Annotated in this window: 15 protein-coding genes; 7 read left to right on the top strand and 8 right to left on the bottom strand. The window is 51.6% G+C overall.

Annotation, left to right across the window (positions count from 1 at the left end):
- Positions 1–273 precede the first annotated feature (273 nt).
- The 6 genes from fre to trxA form a co-directional block, all read right to left on the bottom strand.
- On the bottom strand, positions 274–987 hold the full coding sequence (gene fre / locus JIG40_RS00635; protein WP_172571173.1) for an NAD(P)H-flavin reductase: 714 nt from the start codon (positions 985–987) through the stop codon (positions 274–276).
- Between the two features lie 15 nt (positions 988–1,002).
- Positions 1,003–1,272 (bottom strand): 2Fe-2S iron-sulfur cluster-binding protein, encoded by a 270-nt coding sequence (locus JIG40_RS00630; RefSeq protein WP_020332361.1) that lies wholly within the window; start codon positions 1,270–1,272, stop codon positions 1,003–1,005.
- The gene (gene ubiD / locus JIG40_RS00625) at positions 1,269–3,122 is read right to left on the bottom strand and encodes a 4-hydroxy-3-polyprenylbenzoate decarboxylase (protein WP_199464610.1); all 1,854 of its coding nucleotides are present in this window, start codon (positions 3,120–3,122) and stop codon (positions 1,269–1,271) included. The genes JIG40_RS00630 and ubiD overlap by 4 nt, the downstream gene beginning before the upstream one ends.
- 101 nt (positions 3,123–3,223) lie before the next feature.
- Positions 3,224–4,213 (bottom strand): hypothetical protein, encoded by a 990-nt coding sequence (locus JIG40_RS00620; protein ID WP_199464609.1) that lies wholly within the window; start codon positions 4,211–4,213, stop codon positions 3,224–3,226.
- A 102-nt stretch (positions 4,214–4,315) separates the two neighbouring features.
- The gene (rho, locus tag JIG40_RS00615) at positions 4,316–5,575 is read right to left on the bottom strand and encodes a transcription termination factor Rho (RefSeq protein WP_024374422.1); all 1,260 of its coding nucleotides are present in this window, start codon (positions 5,573–5,575) and stop codon (positions 4,316–4,318) included.
- Positions 5,576–5,772: 197 nt separating this feature from the next.
- On the bottom strand, positions 5,773–6,099 hold the full coding sequence (gene trxA, locus JIG40_RS00610) for a thioredoxin TrxA (RefSeq protein ID WP_004728344.1): 327 nt from the start codon (positions 6,097–6,099) through the stop codon (positions 5,773–5,775).
- A 111-nt stretch (positions 6,100–6,210) separates the two neighbouring features.
- Between trxA and rhlB the strand changes: the two genes are divergently transcribed.
- Positions 6,211–7,524 carry an ATP-dependent RNA helicase RhlB gene (rhlB, locus tag JIG40_RS00605; protein ID WP_199464608.1) on the top strand — a complete coding sequence of 438 codons (1,314 nt, stop codon included), beginning with the start codon at positions 6,211–6,213 and terminating at the stop codon, positions 7,522–7,524.
- Between the two features lie 7 nt (positions 7,525–7,531).
- The gene (gene gppA / locus JIG40_RS00600; protein ID WP_020431195.1) at positions 7,532–9,025 is read left to right on the top strand and encodes a guanosine-5'-triphosphate,3'-diphosphate diphosphatase; all 1,494 of its coding nucleotides are present in this window, start codon (positions 7,532–7,534) and stop codon (positions 9,023–9,025) included.
- 43 nt (positions 9,026–9,068) lie between these two features.
- Here gppA and JIG40_RS00595 read toward each other — a convergent pair whose 3' ends face one another.
- The gene (locus tag JIG40_RS00595) at positions 9,069–12,503 is read right to left on the bottom strand and encodes a PAS domain-containing hybrid sensor histidine kinase/response regulator (RefSeq protein ID WP_199464607.1); all 3,435 of its coding nucleotides are present in this window, start codon (positions 12,501–12,503) and stop codon (positions 9,069–9,071) included.
- A gap of 112 nt (positions 12,504–12,615) precedes the next feature.
- Positions 12,616–13,797: a 3-phenylpropionate MFS transporter gene (locus JIG40_RS00590; RefSeq protein ID WP_044364070.1), complete on the bottom strand. Its 1,182-nt coding sequence runs from the start codon at positions 13,795–13,797 to the stop codon at positions 12,616–12,618.
- Positions 13,798–14,005: 208 nt separating this feature from the next.
- On the opposite strand from JIG40_RS00590, the gene JIG40_RS00585 reads away from it, so the two are divergent.
- The 5 genes from JIG40_RS00585 to accB all read left to right on the top strand — a co-directional run bounded on the left by JIG40_RS00585 (position 14,006) and on the right by accB (position 19,975).
- On the top strand, positions 14,006–15,829 hold the full coding sequence (locus tag JIG40_RS00585) for a DUF294 nucleotidyltransferase-like domain-containing protein (protein ID WP_199464606.1): 1,824 nt from the start codon (positions 14,006–14,008) through the stop codon (positions 15,827–15,829).
- Positions 15,830–15,832: 3 nt separating this feature from the next.
- A complete protein-coding gene (locus JIG40_RS00580; protein WP_020332372.1) occupies positions 15,833–16,471 on the top strand; it encodes a 3'-5' exonuclease in 639 nt (212 codons plus the stop codon).
- A gap of 215 nt (positions 16,472–16,686) precedes the next feature.
- The gene (gene acs / locus JIG40_RS00575; RefSeq protein WP_032081851.1) at positions 16,687–18,636 is read left to right on the top strand and encodes an acetate--CoA ligase; all 1,950 of its coding nucleotides are present in this window, start codon (positions 16,687–16,689) and stop codon (positions 18,634–18,636) included.
- 366 nt (positions 18,637–19,002) lie between these two features.
- Entirely contained in the window at positions 19,003–19,452 is a 450-nt protein-coding gene (gene aroQ / locus JIG40_RS00570; protein WP_199464605.1) for a type II 3-dehydroquinate dehydratase, read from the top strand.
- Positions 19,453–19,513: 61 nt separating this feature from the next.
- Positions 19,514–19,975 (top strand): acetyl-CoA carboxylase biotin carboxyl carrier protein, encoded by a 462-nt coding sequence (accB, locus tag JIG40_RS00565; RefSeq protein WP_020332376.1) that lies wholly within the window; start codon positions 19,514–19,516, stop codon positions 19,973–19,975.
- Positions 19,976–19,978 lie beyond the last annotated feature (3 nt).

Here is a 19,978-nt window from a genome sequence, read left to right as displayed (position 1 = left end):
TTCTCGAAGCGGAGGTGCATTCTAGCGAGATAACTGAGAGTGTCAAACACTTTTTTCAATTTTCTTTTTCAGAAGCTTTCACCTCGATGACAACCGCTGAAGCCTTGTGGCGTCTGCCGTGTCAGTGAGGCGGCATTATAGGGAGGAATTAAAACAGCGCAAGTGCTTTTTTAAAAAAACTTTAAAAAAAAGACCGTTCGATGAATAAATCAGCAAAAAGACGAAAAAGAGGGCATTTTTGCCCTCTTTTTCTTATTTAACGCCATTTAGATACTAGATAAAGGCATACGCGTCCGCGAACATTCGTTCGCTACGTGCTTGTTTGTTTTGCGTAAACTGTTCACGTGCGGCACCTGCCATTTCAAAACGGCCAGCAATATAAATGTCAAACTCTGCCAGTGAATCGAAATCCTGCTCTATCGCCTGAAGTACGTTACCCACTTTACCCGTCCACTGAGGTGCTGGGTTTTCGACAACAGGAATAAAGTGAACATTCTCATTCTGAGCAGCAATCGCTTCTAACTCGGCTTTTGCATACAGTTGACTCTCATCGCGCCCACCCCAGTAGAGATAAAGAGCGTTAGGCATCTGTTGAGCGACACAATGATCCAGAATAGAACGCACGTAACTAAAGCCTGTACCGCCGGCAATCAGCAGCAACGGACGGTCACTGTCTTCTTTTACCCACGCATCGCCATGCGGCGCATCGATAATAATGTCGGATCCCTGTTCCAGCGCATGGCGCATGGCTTGCACGACTTCCAACGCATAAGCGTTATGTTCGGCGGCGCCGATATGCAGCTCCAGCTCGCCTTCATGACGACATGGGCTGCTGGCAATGGAAAACGGACGTTTGTCTTTCTCGCCCATTACGACCATCAGATACTGACCTGCGTGGAATGCGACCAGTTGTTCCGGATGCAGCAGAATCTGAAACGTATTGCTGGCTAATGGCTGAATAGACTTTACTTTACATTTAATGGTCATGAGCTTCCTTCTTACTTACTCTTCAAAAGTAAGTACTAAATGACTTTCTGCGAAGGCTTGGCAGGGAAATATCCATCCTTGAGCTTGCTCTTTCTCTGTAAGCATAGGTTCAAGATGGTAACTGACCTCACCTTCGACTTTGCGGCATAGGCAGGCGGCACAAGCACCGACCTGGCAACGGTGTGGAAATGAAATATGCTGGTTGAGCGCAGCGTCCAACACCGTTTGCCCTTCTTCTACCTCAAACTGAATATTGCTCGGAAGCAAACGGACAGTGTGGGTCATAGAATACTTAACTCATCCCAAATCGCATCGATTTTCGCGACCAGTTTAGGATCTTTCTTAATCGGCGTGCCCCACTCGCGTTGGACCTCACCTTCAAACTTATTGGTGGCATCCATGACGAGCTTAGATGCTCGGCCGCCTTGTGCATGCATACGCACAGTATCACGGGCAGGATCCATTCGGGTAGTAATGGCCCAGATAATGTCATGCCAGTCGCGGATATTGACATCGTCGTCACACAGCACCACAAACTTCACATCAGCGTATGGCGCTAAAAATGCCAATACTGCCTCCATCACTGGCTGAGACTGGCCCGCTTGCGTCTTCTCCATTTTGACCAGCGCGAAGCAATTATTCGCTGAAGGCGGTAAGTACAGATCGCATACCAAGGGGTTCTGCGATTTGAATGCCTCGATATCGGCTTCTGCAACGACTACCTGATCAGTGCTGTCCTCTGGTTCAGACATCGCCAGCTCAGTCGCCCACTTGGTGGTCGCATCCATGCCCATCTTCGAACCTAGCCCTACCACGGGTGAAGCAAAGTCCAGCGAATCAATCGGCGTGTGCTCTATCATCAAGGTATCGCGTACCGGATCCATATGCTCAGTCATGGCTGCAATCACACAGCCCCAGTCTCGGGCATTCACCGATTCATCACAGACAATGACATATTTGGTGTACATAAACTGACGCAGGAAAGACCAAACACCCATCATGACGCGCTTCGCATGCCCCGGGTACTGTTTTTTCATCGTCACCACCGCCATGCGGTAAGAGCATCCCTCCGGTGGCAGATAGAAATCAGTAATTTCGGGAAACTGCTTTTGCAGAATCGGCACAAACACTTCGTTGAGTGCCACACCCAGTACCGCAGGTTCATCAGGTGGACGTCCGGTATAGGTACTGTGATAGATCGGTTGATTGCGCATAGTAACATGCGTCACCGTGAACACATGGTGGCGTTCGACTTCATTATAGTAGCCAGTGTGATCGCCATACGGGCCTTCATCAGCGTACTCGTTAGGGTCGATATATCCTTCCAAGACGATTTCCGCGCTGGCAGGCACTTCCAGATCATTACTGATGGACTTCACTACTTCGGTTTTGCTGCCACGCAGTAAACCGGCAAATGCGTATTCCGACAAGGTGTCCGGTACCGGAGTGACCGCCCCCAGAATGGTGGCCGGGTCAGCACCAAATGCAACAGAGACCGGGAAAGGTTCGCCCGGATGGGTTTCCATCCAGTCACGAAAATCTAATGCGCCACCACGATGAGCAAGCCAGCGCATGACAATTTTATTTTTGCTGATTTTTTGCTGACGGTAGATGCCTAAGTTCTGGCGCTTCTTATTGGGACCACGCGTGATGGTCAATCCCCAGGTTAATAGTGGCGCAACGTCATCCGGCCAGCAGCTCATCACAGGTACTTTATCGAGATCAACATCCTCGCCCTGCCAAACAATATCCTGGCACGGGGCGCGGCGTAATCTTTTGGCCGGCATATTGAGAACCTGTTTGAATACAGGCAGTTTGTCGATTGCATCTTTAAAACCGCGCGGTGGCTCGGGCTCTTTCAGGTAAGCCAATAATTTGCCGACCTCACGCAATTCCTGAACCTGATCTCGCCCCATCCCCATGGCGACACGCTCTGGCGTACCAAACAGATTGGTGAGCACGGGAATGTCAGAACCAATCGGGTTTTCAAATAACAGAGCCGGGCCACCAGCACGTAAGGTGCGATCGCTGATCTCCGTCATTTCATAGTGAGGGTCAATTGGGTGCGTAATGCGTTTCAACTGGCCATGTTTGTCCAGATGATCGAGAAATTCACGTAAATCCTTAAAACTCATAGGTCTTCTGATGATTGGTTAATCTGCGCGCAGTATAACAAAAAGAAGGACTCTCGGTCCCTCTTTTGCTATTTTTGCTGTTTTTGTGGCATACCAATACGTTATTGCGCCAGTACCTGCAAAATGGCGTGACTCTTCACCTGACGATTACTGGCCAGAATCTCCTTCAGCCATGATTGGTATCCCTGATCGGCCAGTGCCTGCGCGACAATCGGCGCTTCCTCAGAATTGCCCAATCGCTCGACCAGAAATGTTTTCACTTTTTCCGACATCGGTTTAGAACGGGCCAGCTCTTTGAGGGCCTGATTTTTCAGACGTGGATTATCCACGGCCACCATCATCTGTTGCAGCGCGAATTCATCTCCTTGCTTGGCGAGCCGGTCTAGCTCCTGCTCGACATGAAAGTCAGCGCGCATCAACCACAGTAACTTATATACCTGCGGATCTTCACTGACCTGGGCCATGCGCACCATGACGGAAGAAGAAGGTAGCCAACTGGTCACAGAAGCCTGAGTGAGTTGGTCCGTCAACGCCTTCACCGCCTCCGCCGACAAACTGTCAAACTCACGAATTAACAGCGCTTCACGAGCCTGAACCTGATGCTCATTGCCTGACAGCCATTGACGCAGATTAAGCTCATAACGTTCCGCTTTGAGAACAAAGTCCAGCACACTCTGATCCTGATTCCATTGTTTAATCAGTCGATTGGCGATACCGAGATAATCAAAGGCAGGAACAGAAAACTCGTAGCCTTCCCCTTTTTCCATCACTTGATAAACGGGCGTGATTTGACGCTGCGCATCAACAAAATTGACCATTCTCGGAGACAACACCAAACGGCTTTGATCCAAATGTTGTAATAGCAGGTAGCGCACCGCTTCCTGCTGCGGCAGAGCTAAACGCTGTAACGCAAAACGGAGTGCATCGATATCATCTTTCACCGCCAGTTCCATTAGTTCTGCCACTTTTTGCTGCAGTTGATGGTCCTGCAACAGTTGCTGGCGTTCCTGTGGAGCCATTTCCACCGCCGAAGCGGGTGTCATCCAGAGTGAAAGAGATAGGAGAAGTGTAAACAACATTCCTTGTTGCATATTAACCTCCTGTTAACATTCTTAGCCATTGTGGGCGGTTCATGGCGAGAATGCAAACAAAAACACCACCCAGAGGGTGGTGTTTTTTAATTCGCTGAAATCTTACTGACGGCGCATCGCGTCAAAGAATTCGTCATTGGTTTTGGTCATGGCCAGTTTGTCGATCAGGAATTCCATAGCATCAGTTTCGCCCATAGGGTGAACAATCTTACGTAGAATCCACATCTTCTGCAGTTCATCCGGCTTAGTCAGTAGCTCTTCACGACGAGTACCACTGCGGTTGAAGTCGATCGCTGGGAAAACACGTTTTTCAGCAATCTTACGGTTCAGGTGCAGTTCCATGTTACCTGTACCTTTGAACTCTTCGTAAATGACTTCATCCATCTTCGAACCGGTATCGACCAGCGCAGTGGCGATGATCGTCAGGCTACCGCCTTCCTCAACATTACGCGCCGCACCAAAGAAACGCTTAGGACGATGCAGTGCGTTCGCATCCACACCACCGGTCAGTACTTTACCTGATGAAGGCACGACCGTGTTGTAAGCACGAGCCAGACGAGTAATCGAATCCAGCAGGATCACCACATCTTTCTTATGTTCAACCAGACGTTTCGCTTTCTCGATCACCATTTCAGCCACTTGAACGTGACGTGATGCCGGCTCATCGAAAGTCGAAGCAACCACTTCACCTTTCACCAAACGCTGCATCTCAGTCACTTCTTCCGGACGTTCGTCAATCAGAAGAACCATCAACACACACTCAGGGTGGTTGCTGGCGATACTTTGCGCAATGTTTTGCAGCAGCATGGTTTTACCCGCTTTTGGCGGAGCAACGATCAGACCACGCTGACCTTTACCAATGGGTGCCGCCAGGTCGAGAACTCGCGCCGTAATGTCTTCAGTAGAACCATTACCACGTTCCATCACCATACGTTCGTTGGCATGCAGAGGAGTTAAGTTTTCGAAAAGGATTTTATTGCGGGCGTTGTCTGGTTTGTCGTCGTTAACTGTGTTCACTTTTAACAGTGCAAAGTAACGCTCACCTTCTTTAGGCGGACGGATTTTCCCGGCGATCGAGTCACCCGTGCGCAGGTTAAAGCGACGAATCTGGCTCGGTGACACATAGATGTCGTCAGGACCAGCCAGGTATGAACTGTCTGCACTGCGTAGGAAACCAAAACCGTCTTGAAGAATTTCCAAGACCCCGTCACCAAAGATGTCTTCACCACTTTTTGCATGTGCTTTGAGGATGGAGAAGATAATGTCTTGTTTTCTCAGACGCGCAAGGTTTTCAAGGCCCAGGCTCTCACCAAGTTTCACAAGATCAGACACAGGTCTGTTCTTCAATTCTGTTAGATTCATTGTGGTGGATACTTGTTTAGTCAAAATAGGATCTGTTTTCTAGTTAAGATGGATTTGGTCGCAGGATTGACCAAGAAGTGAACATTTGTTTAATTAACGTGCGATAAACTAGCACTAAATATTAGCCTAGTCTAGAAAATGTTTTTTACCAAAAACAAAACCGCACATATTGCTATGTACGGTTTCTGGGCGTTCCCTTATAGGTTCGCGTCTAAGAATTCTTTCAGTTGAGTCTTAGATAGCGCACCAACTTTGGTTGCTGCAACGCTACCATCTTTAAACAGAAGAAGCGTTGGAATGCCACGAATACCAAACTTAGGCGGAGTTCCCGCGTTGTGGTCGATATTCAGTTTACCGATAGTGAGTTTGCCTTCGTACTCGTCTGCGATTTCATCAAGAATCGGCGCAATCATCTTACAAGGACCACACCATTCTGCCCAAAAATCAACAAGAACCGGGCCTGCAGCTTTGATCACATCGTTCTCAAAACCTTCATCAGAAAGCTGCAAAATTTTATCACTCATCATCCACTCCAATGTGTTTTTCTGAACTGGTTGCATACTAACCAGTAAATAGATGCTCTATTGGAATGTATTTACTTCCGTATTGCAAGCCTAAGCTGATATTCTATACCTATGAAAAAGACGCATATCACAGAGCAAAAGTTCGCCGACTTCGGTTTACATCCGCAAGTCATTGAAGGATTGGGAAAAAAAGGGTTCGAATACTGCACCCCTATCCAAGCCTTGGCGCTGCCGGTACTGCTCACCGGCCAAGACATCGCAGGCCAGGCCCAGACGGGTACTGGTAAAACGCTCGCGTTTCTTACTGCTACTTTCCACCATTTATTGACTACACCAGAAATTGAGGGCCGTCAGCCAACGCAACCTCGTGCGATCATTATGGCTCCGACCCGTGAACTGGCGATTCAAATCTATAACGATGCCGAGCCTCTGATTGCCAGCACCGGTATTAAAGCAGCGCTTGCTTATGGCGGCGAAAGCTACGACAAACAGTTGGCGAAACTGCAAGACGGCGTAGACGTGCTGATCGGCACCACTGGCCGTATCATCGATTTCTACAAACAGCGCGTCTTTAACCTCAACAACATTCAGGCTGTGGTACTGGATGAAGCCGACCGCATGTTCGACCTTGGCTTTATTAAAGATATCCGCTTCCTGTTCCGTCGTATGCCGGAGCCGAAAGACCGTCTCAACATGCTGTTCTCAGCGACGCTGTCTTACCGCGTACAGGAACTGGCGTTTGAACACATGCACAATCCTGAGCACGTGGTGGTGGAGCCAACGCAAAAAACCGGTCACCGTATTAAAGAAGAGCTGTTCTACCCATCGAATGAACACAAGATGGCGTTGCTGCAAACTCTACTTGAAGAAGAATGGCCGGATCGCGCGATTGTATTTGCCAACACCAAGCACCGTTGTGAACAAATCTGGGGCCATCTGGCTGCCGATGGTCATCGCGTAGGCCTGCTGACTGGTGACGTTCCGCAGAAAAAACGTGAACGTATTCTTGAGCAGTTCACAAAAGGCGAAGTGGACGTTCTGGTAGCTACCGACGTCGCGGCTCGCGGCCTGCACATTCCTCAGGTAACACACGTATTTAACTACGACCTGCCAGACGATTGTGAAGACTACGTTCACCGTATCGGCCGTACTGGTCGTGCAGGTGCCAGCGGTCACTCAATCAGCTTCGCTTGTGAAGAGTACGCGATTAACCTGCCAGGCATCGAAGAGTACATCGAGCATGCGATTCCAACGTCTGAGTACGACCCGTCAGCTCTGCTGACCGATCTGCCGAAAGCGCTGACTATGCGTTCATCGCAGCAACGCCGCACCAACACCGGCGGTCAACGCAACAACAATAACGGCAACCGTAAATCTCAACGTCGTCCGCGCTCACCTCGTCCGCGTCAGAACAAGGATTCGTAAGCCGTCTATGAGTCAAGCCGTTTCTTCACCGCTGTATGCTGCTATCGACCTCGGGTCGAACAGTTTTCACATGTTGATTGTGCGCCATATTGATGGCAGCGTTCAGACTATGGCAAAAATCAAACGCAAAGTGCGTTTAGCCGCTGGTCTGGATGAAAACAATGCGTTGAGCTTCGAAGCGATGCAGCGTGGCTGGGACTGTCTCAGTCTGTTTGCTGAGCGCCTGCAAGATATTCCTGATGAGAATATCCGCATTGTCGGTACTGCCACACTGCGCACAGCTACGAATGTCGATGCGTTTCTTAACAAAGCGAACGCCATTCTTGGTCACCAGATAGAGGTGATCTCCGGCGAAGAGGAAGCGGCCACGATTTACAAAGGGGTCGCCCACACCTCCGGAGGCATGGGCCGTCGACTGGTGGTGGACATTGGCGGCGCCAGCACCGAGCTGATTATCGGTGAAGGTTTTGAAGCCAAAGCCCTGACCAGCCTGAAAATGGGCTGCGTTACCTGGTTGGAACGTCATTTTAAAGACCGTCAGCTCAATGCGACCAACTTCAATAACGCCATTCATGCTGCCAAGCAGATGCTGGATCCCATTCTGGAACAGTACACGCAACTAGGCTGGAATGTGTGCGTTGGCGCCAGCGGAACGGTACAAGCGCTGCAAGAGATCATGTTGGCGCAAGGCATGGATGAGGTGATCACGCTAGCCAAGCTCAAGCGTTTGCAAAAGCAAGCCATGCTGGCCGATCACCTGGAAGAACTGGAAATTGAAGGGCTGACGCTGGAACGGGCCTTAGTCTTTCCAAGCGGCTTGTCTATTCTGATCGCGATTTTCGAATCACTCAATATTGATGCAATGACACTGGCCGGCGGCGCGCTGCGTGAAGGTTTGGTGTATGAAATGGTCGAAGGTCTGCGTCAGGACGATATTCGTGCCCGCACCATCGCCAGCATTCAGAACCGCTACCAGCTCGATACCGCGTACGGGGAACAAGTGGCTACGTTGGCCGCCAAACTGCTGGCTCAATGCGGTGGTGAAGAGTGGATTAGCGAACCGCAGGCGGAAATGTTGCTGAGTAGTGTGGCGCAGCTACATGAAATCGGGCTGTCTATCGATTACAAAAAAGGCGGCGAACACAGTGCTTATCTGCTCCAACATCTTGAGCTACCAGGCTACACCCGCGCGCAGAAGCATTTTATCGCGGAACTGGCACGTCGCTATCGTGAACAACTGACTTCGCTGCCAGAGCAATACGCCCTGTCCGGCACCAGTGGTAAACGCGTACTGCGTCTGTTCCGTCTTGCCGTTTTGCTCAGCCATCGCCGCAACGCCGCGCTGGAGCCTCAGGTAACCTTGGTTGCGGAAGGCGACAAGCTGACGTTAAGTCTCGATGCCGATTGGCTGGAGCAAAATCCGCTCACCCACGCGGAACTGGAGTTGGAAGCCAACCGCCAAACTGATATTGGCTGGCCGCTGACCATCAATACGCTGTAAAAAAACGCCCATTCAGGGCGTTTTTTATTTCGCACTCATAGGCTTATCCGACACGATTGAGCATCGCGCGCAGTTTTATCGGTTTAACGGGTTTCGCAATAAAGCCAAAGCCGTTGGATTTAATCCCATCAAGAATATCCGCGCTGCGATCAGCACTGATGATAATGCCCTCAAAGCAGTCGCCCAAACGCAAACGGCATTGCTGCAAGACTTCTAATCCTGTGCGGCCATTGTCGAGTCGGTAATCGGATAAAATCACATCCGGAATCCACTGATTATCGAGCGCTTTCAAACTGCTCACCAGATCGGTGGCGGTTTTCACTTCGCAGCCCCAGCGCTCAAGTAAATCCCGCATGCCCACCAGAATGTCTTCTTCATTATCCACGCACAGCACACGCAGATAACTGAGATCAGACACAGCCTCGGCCACCGCCACAATCGGCGCTTCTTGTACCACTGGCTGTGATTGTTCCAGCGTCAGCGAAAATACGCTGCCGCGTCCCGGCCAGGAGCGCATGGAGATCTCATGTCCCAGCACATGGGCGATACCTTTAGAGATTGCCAACCCCAGCCCAAGTCCTTGGTCGGAACGCACCTGACCGCCACGGTTGAACTCTTCAAAAATCTCCTGCTGTTTGTCTTCTTCTATGCCGATGCCGTTGTCCCACACGTCAATCCGTACTTTGCCATTAATGCGGCGTACGCCGAGCAACACTTTACCTTTCGGATTATAGCGAAACGCATTGGTCAGGAAATTCTGCACCACACGGCGCAGCAACTTAGGATCTGAGCGTACATATAAAGAAGAGGGCACCATGCAAAAGTCGACACCTTGCTGGCGCGCCAGCGCGCTGAACTCGGCATTGAGATTGGCCAGCACATCTTTAATCGCAAAGCTCTGCGGATGAATCTCCAGCTTGCCCGATTCAAGGCGGGAGATATCCAGCAAATCGCCAATTAAGTCTTCCGCCGCACTCAGCGCACTTTCGATATGGTGCGACAGGCGTTTCACTTCATCGTCTCTGGCGACTTCGGCCAGAGACGAGGCAAACAGGCGCGCAGCATTGAGGGGTTGCATCAGATCGTGACTGACCGCAGCCAGAAAACGCGATTTGGACTGCGATTCTCGTTCCGAACGTTGCGTGGCGGAGACCAGCTGTTTGTTGAGTTTTTCCAGCTCACGGGTTCGTTCGAGTACCCGTTCTTCGAGATTTTCATTGGCTTCTTTGAGCGTCTGCTCGGCATCGCGGAACACAGTAATATCGGTGAAGCTCATGACGAATCCGCCGCCGGGCATCGGGTTACCCTGCACTTCAATCACACGGCCATCGGGACGCACACGCGATGAAGTATGACGAGAGCCCTGCTCAAGGTGGTACACGCGGCGGCGCACGTGGTCTTCCGGGTCGCCGGGGCCGCACAGCCCTTGCTCTGCGTTATGGCGAATCACATCTGCGATTGGCCGGCCGACCTGAATCAGGCCGAGCGGGAAATCAAACAGCTCAAGATAACGTTGGTTCCACGCCACCAGGCGCAGCTGTTTATCCACCACGGCGATGCCCTGTCCGATGTGTTCAATCGCCCCTTGCAACAGTCCGCGACTAAAGTCGTACAGCTCCGAGGCTTCATCAACAATGGTGGCGACCTCTTCAAGCTGCATGTTGCGGCCCTGCAGCGCCGAAGTCAGCACCAGTTTGGCCGAAGATGCACCAAACACCCCGGCGAGTACCCGTTCGGTATGTCGAATAAGCGTAGATGGCGCCTGCTGGTTGGGCATCAGGGTTTCACGTTGCTGTCCCCAGTATTGAGTGAAGGCAGCACGCACCCGAGTACGACCGACAAACCGCGACGCGAGCATTTCCAGTTCGCCCACCGTCACTCGGCTCTGATACAGGCTCATGTTTTCATTTTCAGGCAGCGGCGTACCGACAAACGCCGCCGATTGCAGCCGTTCACTCAGGCTTGAGCGTGTTCCCCACGACACCAGCACGTAACACAGCGCATTGAGCGATACGCTGAGGATCATCCCCCAGTCGGAATTTTTCAGCCCCATGCTGCCCAGCACATCCAGCGGTGTGATCAACCATAACAAGATGTTGCTCTGTTCATCTCCGGCCAACATGTTGGTGGCGGTCATCAGGGTAATCAGCCACAGCGTAAAACCAACCGCGAGGCCGACATACACCCCTTTACGGTTCCCTTCGCGCCAGTACATCCCGCCAATCAGCGCCGGCGCAAACTGAGTGATCGCCGAAAAGGAGAGAAAACCAATTGCCGACAATGACGGAATGGTATCCAGAGCGAGGTAAAAGCCCCACGCTCCCAGCAATAACAGCAGGATCAACGTGCGGCGAATGATCACCAGCAACCCGGAAAAGTGACGGTGGTTGCGCTGAGACAGCCGCATGCGGCGCAGCAATAACGGCATCACCAAATCATTGGACACCATGATTGCCAACGCGATGGTGGAAACAATCACCATGCCTGATGCCGCCGACGTGCCTCCGAGGAACGCCAATAGCGCAATATCTTCAGCGCCGACCGACATCGGTACACTAATCACAAACGTATCCGGTGACGTGCCGCCAAGCAGGCTTTGCCCGACCCAGGCAATCGGCAATACAAACAGCCCCATCAGGATCAGATAAATCGGAAACAGCCAGCGTGCAGTATGTAAATCCTGAGCTCGCTCGTTTTCCACCACCATGGTGTGAAACTGACGCGGCAGACAGATGATCGCGATCATCGTCAGCACCGTGTGGATAAACAGGGTCGGCCAGTTTGGCGCTTGGTAAGTTGCCCGTGCTGTCTCAATCAGGTTGACACTGTCGTTGCTGAACGCCAGAAACAGAATGAACAGCCCGACCACCAAGAAAGCCACCAGCTTGACGATCGACTCAAACGCGATCGCCATCATCATGCCACGGTGATGTTCGGTGTTATCGATATGGCGGGTACCGAACAGCATGGTGAACAGCGCCAGCGCCAGTACCACAAACCAGGAAACATGATCGTCCTGATACCCAAACTGCTCACGCAGATCCGGAGCAACGATGTTGAGCCCCATAGTGATGCCGCGCAGCTGCAACGCGATGTAAGGCAGGATCCCTGCAACCGCAATCAGTGTGACCGCAACCGCCAGGCCTTGGGATTTACCGTAACGCGCACCGATAAAGTCGGCAATGGAAGTGATGTGTTCGCGCTTGGCGATCAGAATCAGCCGGGCCAGAATACGCCAGCCAAAGGCGAACACTAAAATAGGGGCAATATAGATGGGCAGAAATGACCAAGGGTTGGCACTTGCCTGGCCGACCGTGCCGTAAAAGGTCCACGATGTACAGTACACCGCTATCGACAGACTGTAGATCCACGGACGCCATTTCGCCAGCCAGCGGGTCTGCCGGTCACCATACCAGGCAATTAAAAACAGTACGCCCAGATACATGAGCGACACGGGTATCACTAACCATCCTTGCATTGCTTATCCTTGTTGCTGCACCGCAGTGACAAAAAAGTCCCTTCCCAGCGCAAGGCATAGTGAAGAGACTTTTATTAAACAAAGGATTAGCGAATTGCTCAATCAGCCAGCATTAAATCTGTGCTTCAGGCTCCGCTTTCTGCATTGAGACCGAGGTTTGCGGCTGTTCGACTTTCACCAGCAGCGCCAGCAGTCCCATCGCCGCCATCGCCCAGAACACTGATGCACCCCAGTGTTCGTATCCCCAGCCACTGAGTGTTGTCATCAGCGCAATGACGGCCCCCAATGGAATAGCGTTATACAGAGCCTGCAACGCCACCATTTTGTTCTGCGGTGCGTGCTGGATGTACTGAATGGCGGCAATGTGCGCCATCGCAAACGTCACGCCGTGCAGCAGTTGAATCGCTACCAGCGCAACAATCGCCGTGGTCGAAGCCGTCATGCCCCAACGCGCCATCACGCCCAGTGAGGCAATCACAAACAGCGTACGCAGACTCCAGCCGGAAAACAGACGCTTGCTGAATGCAAACACCAGCACTTCCGCCACCACGCCCAGGCTCCACAGATAGCCAATCACATCTTCCGAGTGACCCGCCTGTTTCCAGTAGATTGAACTGAAACTGTAATACGCCGCATGACTGCCTTGAATCAGGGCCACCAGCAACAGGAACTTCAGCACCGGCCATTCACGCAATAATGACATCAGTTTGAGACGCTCAGCATGCTCATGATGCTCGGTCACCGGCATCGGATTGGGATTACGCAAACTGATAATGAGCGAGACAAACACACCAAACAGCGCGGTATACAGAATCATGGTCGCGCCGTAATGCGCAACCAGAAAGCCCACCACGGTTGAACCGGCGATAAACGCCACCGAGCCCCACAGACGGGTACGGCCGTAGTCGAGCATTTTACGTTTGGCGTAGTAGTTAGCCATCGCATCCGACAGCGGCACCACCGGACCACAACAGAGGTTAAACAGCACGGTAGCCAATGCCATCAACCAGAAACTGCCGCCGGTAAAGAAATGAAACGCAACAAACAGCAGCGCAGCCAGACTCAGCCAGCGTAGCGCAGGGAGCAGCAGCTCCGCTTTGTGCACGCGCGGCGTGATCACCAGATTGGCGACACAACGGGTCGCAAAACCAATGCCGACCAACACACCGATATCGGTCGCTGACACGCCCTGGTCGGCAAACCACAGCGACCAGAACGGCAGATACACGCCGTAAGCAAAGAAGAAACCGATAAAATACTGGGATATCCATCCAAAAGGTGAAGGGTTTAGCATTAGTGATCCTAAAATGAAACCGTCGTTAAAAGCGTGGGTATTATGCAATGAGTCCCGTTGGCGAAAAAGGGATCTTTGTTCAACGCACTGTTTCCCTATTCACACGTAATCCGTTTGGCGGTCGCTTCCATTAGACCAAAGTCGTCTGGAGGCCGGAAAGAAATTCGTCACACTTACCATAGATGATTCTCTAAGGTGAGCTTGCGTCATGCCGGATAAATTCAACATGCAGTCCCCGCCATTTGACCGCCTGACGGCCAGTCAACAGCAATACCTGCGCGCCTCGTTGGACGTCGCCTATTTTCGTGAGCGTGAAGTGATTCTGCACAGCGGCCAGCCGTGTGCGCATCTGCATGTGTTAATCAAGGGAACCGTGGAAGAACGCTCCGCTGACGGCAAAGAGATTTACGCTCATTACGCCAACGATGACCTGTTTGATGTCCGGGCGATCTTTGAAGGCAACACCAAGCATCATTATGTCGCGCTGGAAGATACTCTCAGTTACCTGTTGCCCCAAAGCGTATTTCTCGAGCTGTACAATGAAAATGGTCAATTTGCGGCGTACTTCGATAATAATCTGGCCAAACGTCAGGAATTAATCGAAGCGGCGCAACAACAGAAAAATATCGCCGAGTTCATTCTGACCAAAGTCGATCAATCGATTTACCTGTCGCCGATGCTGCTCACTCCGGATCAGCCGCTGCAGGCCGTCACTCAAATGATGAAAGACAACGGGGTAGATGCCGCTTTAGTGCAACTAGCCGAAGGCGACCCCAGACTGCAAAACAGCCATGCCCATCCCTACGCCATCGTCACCCGGACTAACATGCTGCATGCGGTGATGCTGGACGGATTTGCCCTCGATACTCCCGTGGGGCAGATCGCGACGTTTCCGGTCCTGCATGTCGATGAAGGGGACTTCCTGTTCAATGCCATGGTGATGATGACCCGCCAGCGCGTCAAACGCCTGATGGTGTGCGAAGGCAACCAAGCGGTCGGCATCCTGGACATGATTCAGATCCTCAGTGCTTTCTCAACCCATTCCCATGTTCTGACACTGGCGATCGCCCGTGCTTCGAGTGTTGAGGAGTTGGCGCTGGCATCCAACAAGCAGCGCCAACTGGTGGAGAGCCTGCTTAGTCGTGGCGTACGCACCCGTTTTGTGATGGAACTGATCTCGGCGGTGAACGAACAAATCATCGAAAAGGCATTTGAACTGGTGGTGCCCCCTGCGCTGCATGATCACTGTTGCCTGATTGTGCTTGGCTCGGAAGGACGCGGGGAACAAATTCTCAAAACCGATCAGGATAATGCCCTGATCATCAAAGACGGGCTGGAATGGCATCAGTGCCAACCGATCATGAACGAGCTGTCTCACACCTTATTGCAACTGGGATACCCACTCTGCCCCGGCAAAGTGATGGTCAACAACCCGAAATGGGTTATGTCGCAAGCGGCCTGGAAGCAGACTTTAACCGACTGGGTCAAGGCCGCCCGATCCGAGCAAGTGATGGACATCGCCATCATGGCCGATGCCCATGCCGTTGCGGGCAACAAAGAGCTACTGACCCCGGTCAAACAACACCTCCATCATCTGATGGCCGATCAGGAGCTGATTCTGACCGAGTTTACGCGTCCGGCGCTCAACTTCTCAGTGCCGCTGACCCTGTTTGGTAATGTGAAGAACTCTAAATCTGGCCTCGATATCAAACAGGGAGGAATCTTCCCCATCGTGCACGGCATTCGTGCTCTGAGCCTCGAACACAACATTGAGGTCAACAACACGTTTGAACGCATCGAAACTCTGGTCAAACGTAAGGTGTTAGAACAAGAGACTGGCGATAATCTCAGTGAAGCACTCAAGCAGTTCTTTAAGTTGCGTCTCGCCCAGCAACTCAGCAACCAGCACAGCGCCAACACGCTTGATTTAAAACAGCTGGATCGGGCAGAACGCGATTTACTGCGCCACAGCCTGCATGTGGTGAAGAAGTTCAAGCAGTGGCTGGGTTACCACTATCAGATTCGGGACTGAGCGATGAACTGGATTGCCCGCCAGTACTGGCATTACAAGCTTCGCGGTTCACCCTATCAGGCACTGTTCACCGCGCCTGGCGAACAGGAATATGTCTCGCTCGATTGTGAGACCACCAGCCTAGATCCCAACCGCGCGGAGCTGGTCACGATCGCCGCCACCAAAATCATCGGCAACCGCATTCTGACCAGCCAGCCGTTTGAAGTGCGGTTGCGCGCACCACAATCGCTCGACTCAGGCTCAGTGCGTATTCACCGCATGCGTCATCAGGATCTTATCGATGGCATCAGCGAGCGCGAGGCATTAACCCGATTGCTCGATTTCATCGGTAATCGTCCGCTGGTCGGCTATCACATCCGCTACGACAAAAAGATTCTCGATATTGCCTGTCGGCGCCATCTTGGCTTCCCGCTACCCAATTCTTTAATCGAAGTCAGCCAGATTTATCATGACAAGCTGGAAAAACATCTGCCGAATGCCTATTTCGACCTCAGTCTGGATGCGATTTGCCGTCATCTGGATTTACCACTGCAGGACAAACACGATGCGCTGCAGGATGCGATTGCCGCCGCTCTGGTGTATGTCCGTCTGACCAATGGTGATTTGCCCACGTTTAGATCCTCATCTCACCATGTGTCTTAACCCTTACACACAAATTGTGTTGTGCAAGCTTAGATCCACTTCTCAAAAACCAGCTTAACTGCCTATTTTCGCACAACAAATCGACCATTCATCCTAAAGTCTAATTGTGAAAAAACCTCCCCTGACTAAGAGTTATAGGCATATCGAATTTCCTCCCTCGTGTTTGAAACGCGGTGTGAAAGGGAAATTTGCTGTATTCACAAGGAGAATATGCAATGAGTGAAGCCCACATTTATCCGGTTAAAGAAAACATTAAAGCGCACACCCATGCCGACAACGATACCTACCTGGCGATGTACCAACAGTCAGTATCCGATCCGGAAGGGTTCTGGAGCGAACACGGTAAGATTGTGGATTGGATTAAGCCATTCACCAAAGTGAAACACACCTCTTTTGATACTGGCCACGTCGATATTCGCTGGTTTGAAGACGGCACCCTGAACGTGTCGGCCAACTGTCTTGATCGCCATCTGGCGGAGCGTGGCGACGATGTCGCCATCATCTGGGAAGGTGATGACCCGGCCGATGATAAAACGCTGACTTACAAAGAACTGCACCGTGAAGTGTGCCGTTTTTCTAACGCGCTGAAAGCTCAGGGCGTACGCAAAGGCGACGTGGTGTGTCTGTACATGCCGATGGTACCGGAAGCGGCTGTGGCTATGCTGGCATGTACCCGCATCGGCGCCGTTCATACCGTGGTGTTTGGTGGCTTCTCTCCAGAGGCACTGGCGGGCCGCATCATCGATTCGGATTCCAAGATTGTGATCACCGCCGATGAGGGCGTGCGTGGCGGCCGTGCCGTGCCACTGAAGAAAAACGTCGATGAAGCACTGACCAACCCGGAAGTGAAAACGATCAGCAAAGTGATCGTCTTCCAACGTACTGGCGGCAACGTCGCATGGCACGAACATCGCGATGTCTGGTGGCACGATGCTGTGGCTGCAGCCTCTGATATCTGCCCGCCAGAAGAGATGAAAGCGGAAGATCCGCTGTTCATTCTGTACACCTCTGGCTCAACCGGTAAGCCAAAAGGTGTCCTGCACACCACTGGCGGTTATCTGGTTTACGCGACCATGACCTTTAAATACGTATTCGACTACCAGCCAGGCGAAACTTTCTGGTGTACCGCGGACGTGGGTTGGATCACCGGTCACACCTACCTGATCTACGGACCACTGGCGAACGGCGCAAAAACCATTCTGTTTGAAGGTGTGCCGAACTACCCGAGCACGGCGCGCATGAGCGAAGTGGTCGATAAACACCAAGTCAACATTCTGTACACCGCACCCACCGCGATCCGCGCCCTGATGGCGAAAGGCGATGAAGCCGTGAAAGGTACCTCGCGCAGCAGTCTGCGCATTATGGGTTCAGTGGGCGAACCGATTAACCCGGAAGCGTGGGAGTGGTACTACAAAACCATCGGTAATGAAAAATCACCGATCGTCGATACCTGGTGGCAAACCGAAACAGGTGGCATTCTGATCACGCCACTGCCAGGCGCAACCGCGCTGAAACCTGGCTCGGCGACACGTCCGTTCTTTGGTGTGCAGCCAGCCCTGGTCGACAACATGGGCGAAGTCATTGACGGCGCAGCAGAAGGTAATCTGGTCATTCTCGATTCATGGCCGGGCCAGATGCGTACTGTGTACGGCGACCATGAACGTTTCGAACAGACCTACTTCTCGACCTTTAAAGGCATGTACTTTACCGGTGACGGCGCGCGCCGTGATGAAGATGGTTACTACTGGATCACTGGCCGCGTGGATGACGTACTGAACGTCTCTGGCCACCGTATGGGTACCGCCGAAATCGAATCCGCTCTGGTAGCGTTTGATAAGATTGCCGAAGCCGCTGTGGTGGGTGTGCCGCACGATATTAAAGGCCAGGCGATTTATGCCTACATCACCCTCAATGATGGCGTATATCCAAGCGCAGAGCTGCACAAAGAAGTGAAAGATTGGGTGCGTAAAGAGATTGGCCCGATCGCCACACCGGATGTGCTGCACTGGACAGACGCGCTGCCAAAAACCCGTTCAGGTAAGATCATGCGCCGTATTCTGCGTAAGATTGCCACGGGTGATACCAGCAATCTGGGCGACACCTCCACCCTCGCCGATCCAAGTGTGGTCGACAAACTGATTGCCGAGAAAGCACAGTTAGCCTAACTCTGCCGCAAATCTCTTGATGACCAAGCACCTTCCTCTGGAAGGTGCTTTTGTTTCTGCGCGTTATTACCCTGCCACCAAAGCCTGACTGAATGCCCTCTGTCGTTAGCACCAGCACGGAGAAAGCCCCGTCTGCTCTGCCGCTATCCTTCTATCGCCGTTTTCGCGCGAAAGAAATGTTATCGTGATGCTACGAGAGTCAAACAAAGTGATAAGACCAGTAAATTGCTGCCATTTGCTATGAATTAGCTATAATCTTGGTCAATTTAATAAAAACCGCGAACTTTTGACAAAAAAGTTGTGTCGAATAAGCGATAATATGGGAATATTCGCAATAACTACATAATAAAGGGAGATAGCAACACAATGGCAGCAAAATTACGCATTCTGGTTTTAAATGGTCCAAACTTAAACTTATTAGGTTTACGTGAACCGGCACACTACGGCTCACAAACTTTGGACCAAATTGTAGCGAATCTACAACAACAAGCAGAAAGCGCTGGCATTGAGTTGGAACATCTTCAGTCAAATCGCGAATACGAGCTGATTGAAGCCATTCACCGTTCATACGGCAAGGTGGACTTCATTATTATTAATCCGGCAGCATTCACTCACACGAGTGTGGCGTTACGTGATGCTTTGCTGGGGGTTGCTATTCCATTTATCGAAGTGCATTTATCAAATGTACATGCTCGTGAGCCGTTCCGTCATCACTCCTACTTGTCTGATAAGGCACAAGGTGTGATTTGCGGTCTTGGTGCACAAGGCTATGAATTCGCTTTGTCGGCGGCCATTCGCGCGCTGCAAACAAAGTAACCCCAAACACTCTGCAGCTCACTTGAGCTGTCTTACTCACAAGATAAAAGAGAAAGAAACAATGGATATTCGTAAAATCAAGAAGCTTATCGAATTGGTTGAAGAGTCTGGCATTGCTGAGCTAGAAATTTCTGAAGGTGAAGAGTCGGTACGCATCAGTCGTCACGGTGTCGCACCGGTTGCACCGATTCATTACGCAGCACCTGCTCCAATCGCAGCGCCAGCTCCAGTAGCTGCACCTGCGGCGGCTCCAGCAGCTGAAGCGCCAGCAGCTTCTAAAACTCCTGCGGGCCACATGGTTCTTTCTCCAATGGTTGGTACTTTCTACCGCTCTCCAAGTCCAGATTCAAAAGCGTTCATCGAAGTGGGCCAAACTGTGAAAGCGGGTGACACTCTGTGCATCGTTGAAGCGATGAAGATGATGAACCAAATCGAAGCAGACAAATCTGGTGTTGTTACCGAGATCCTTGTTGAAGACGGTCAGCCAGTTGAATTCGACCAGCCACTTGTTGTCATCGAATAATCG

This window comes from Vibrio sp. bablab_jr001 (assembly GCF_016464285.1).
Lineage (GTDB): Bacteria > Pseudomonadota > Gammaproteobacteria > Enterobacterales > Vibrionaceae > Vibrio > Vibrio fluvialis.
This window is presented reverse-complemented; position numbering and strand designations above follow the sequence as displayed.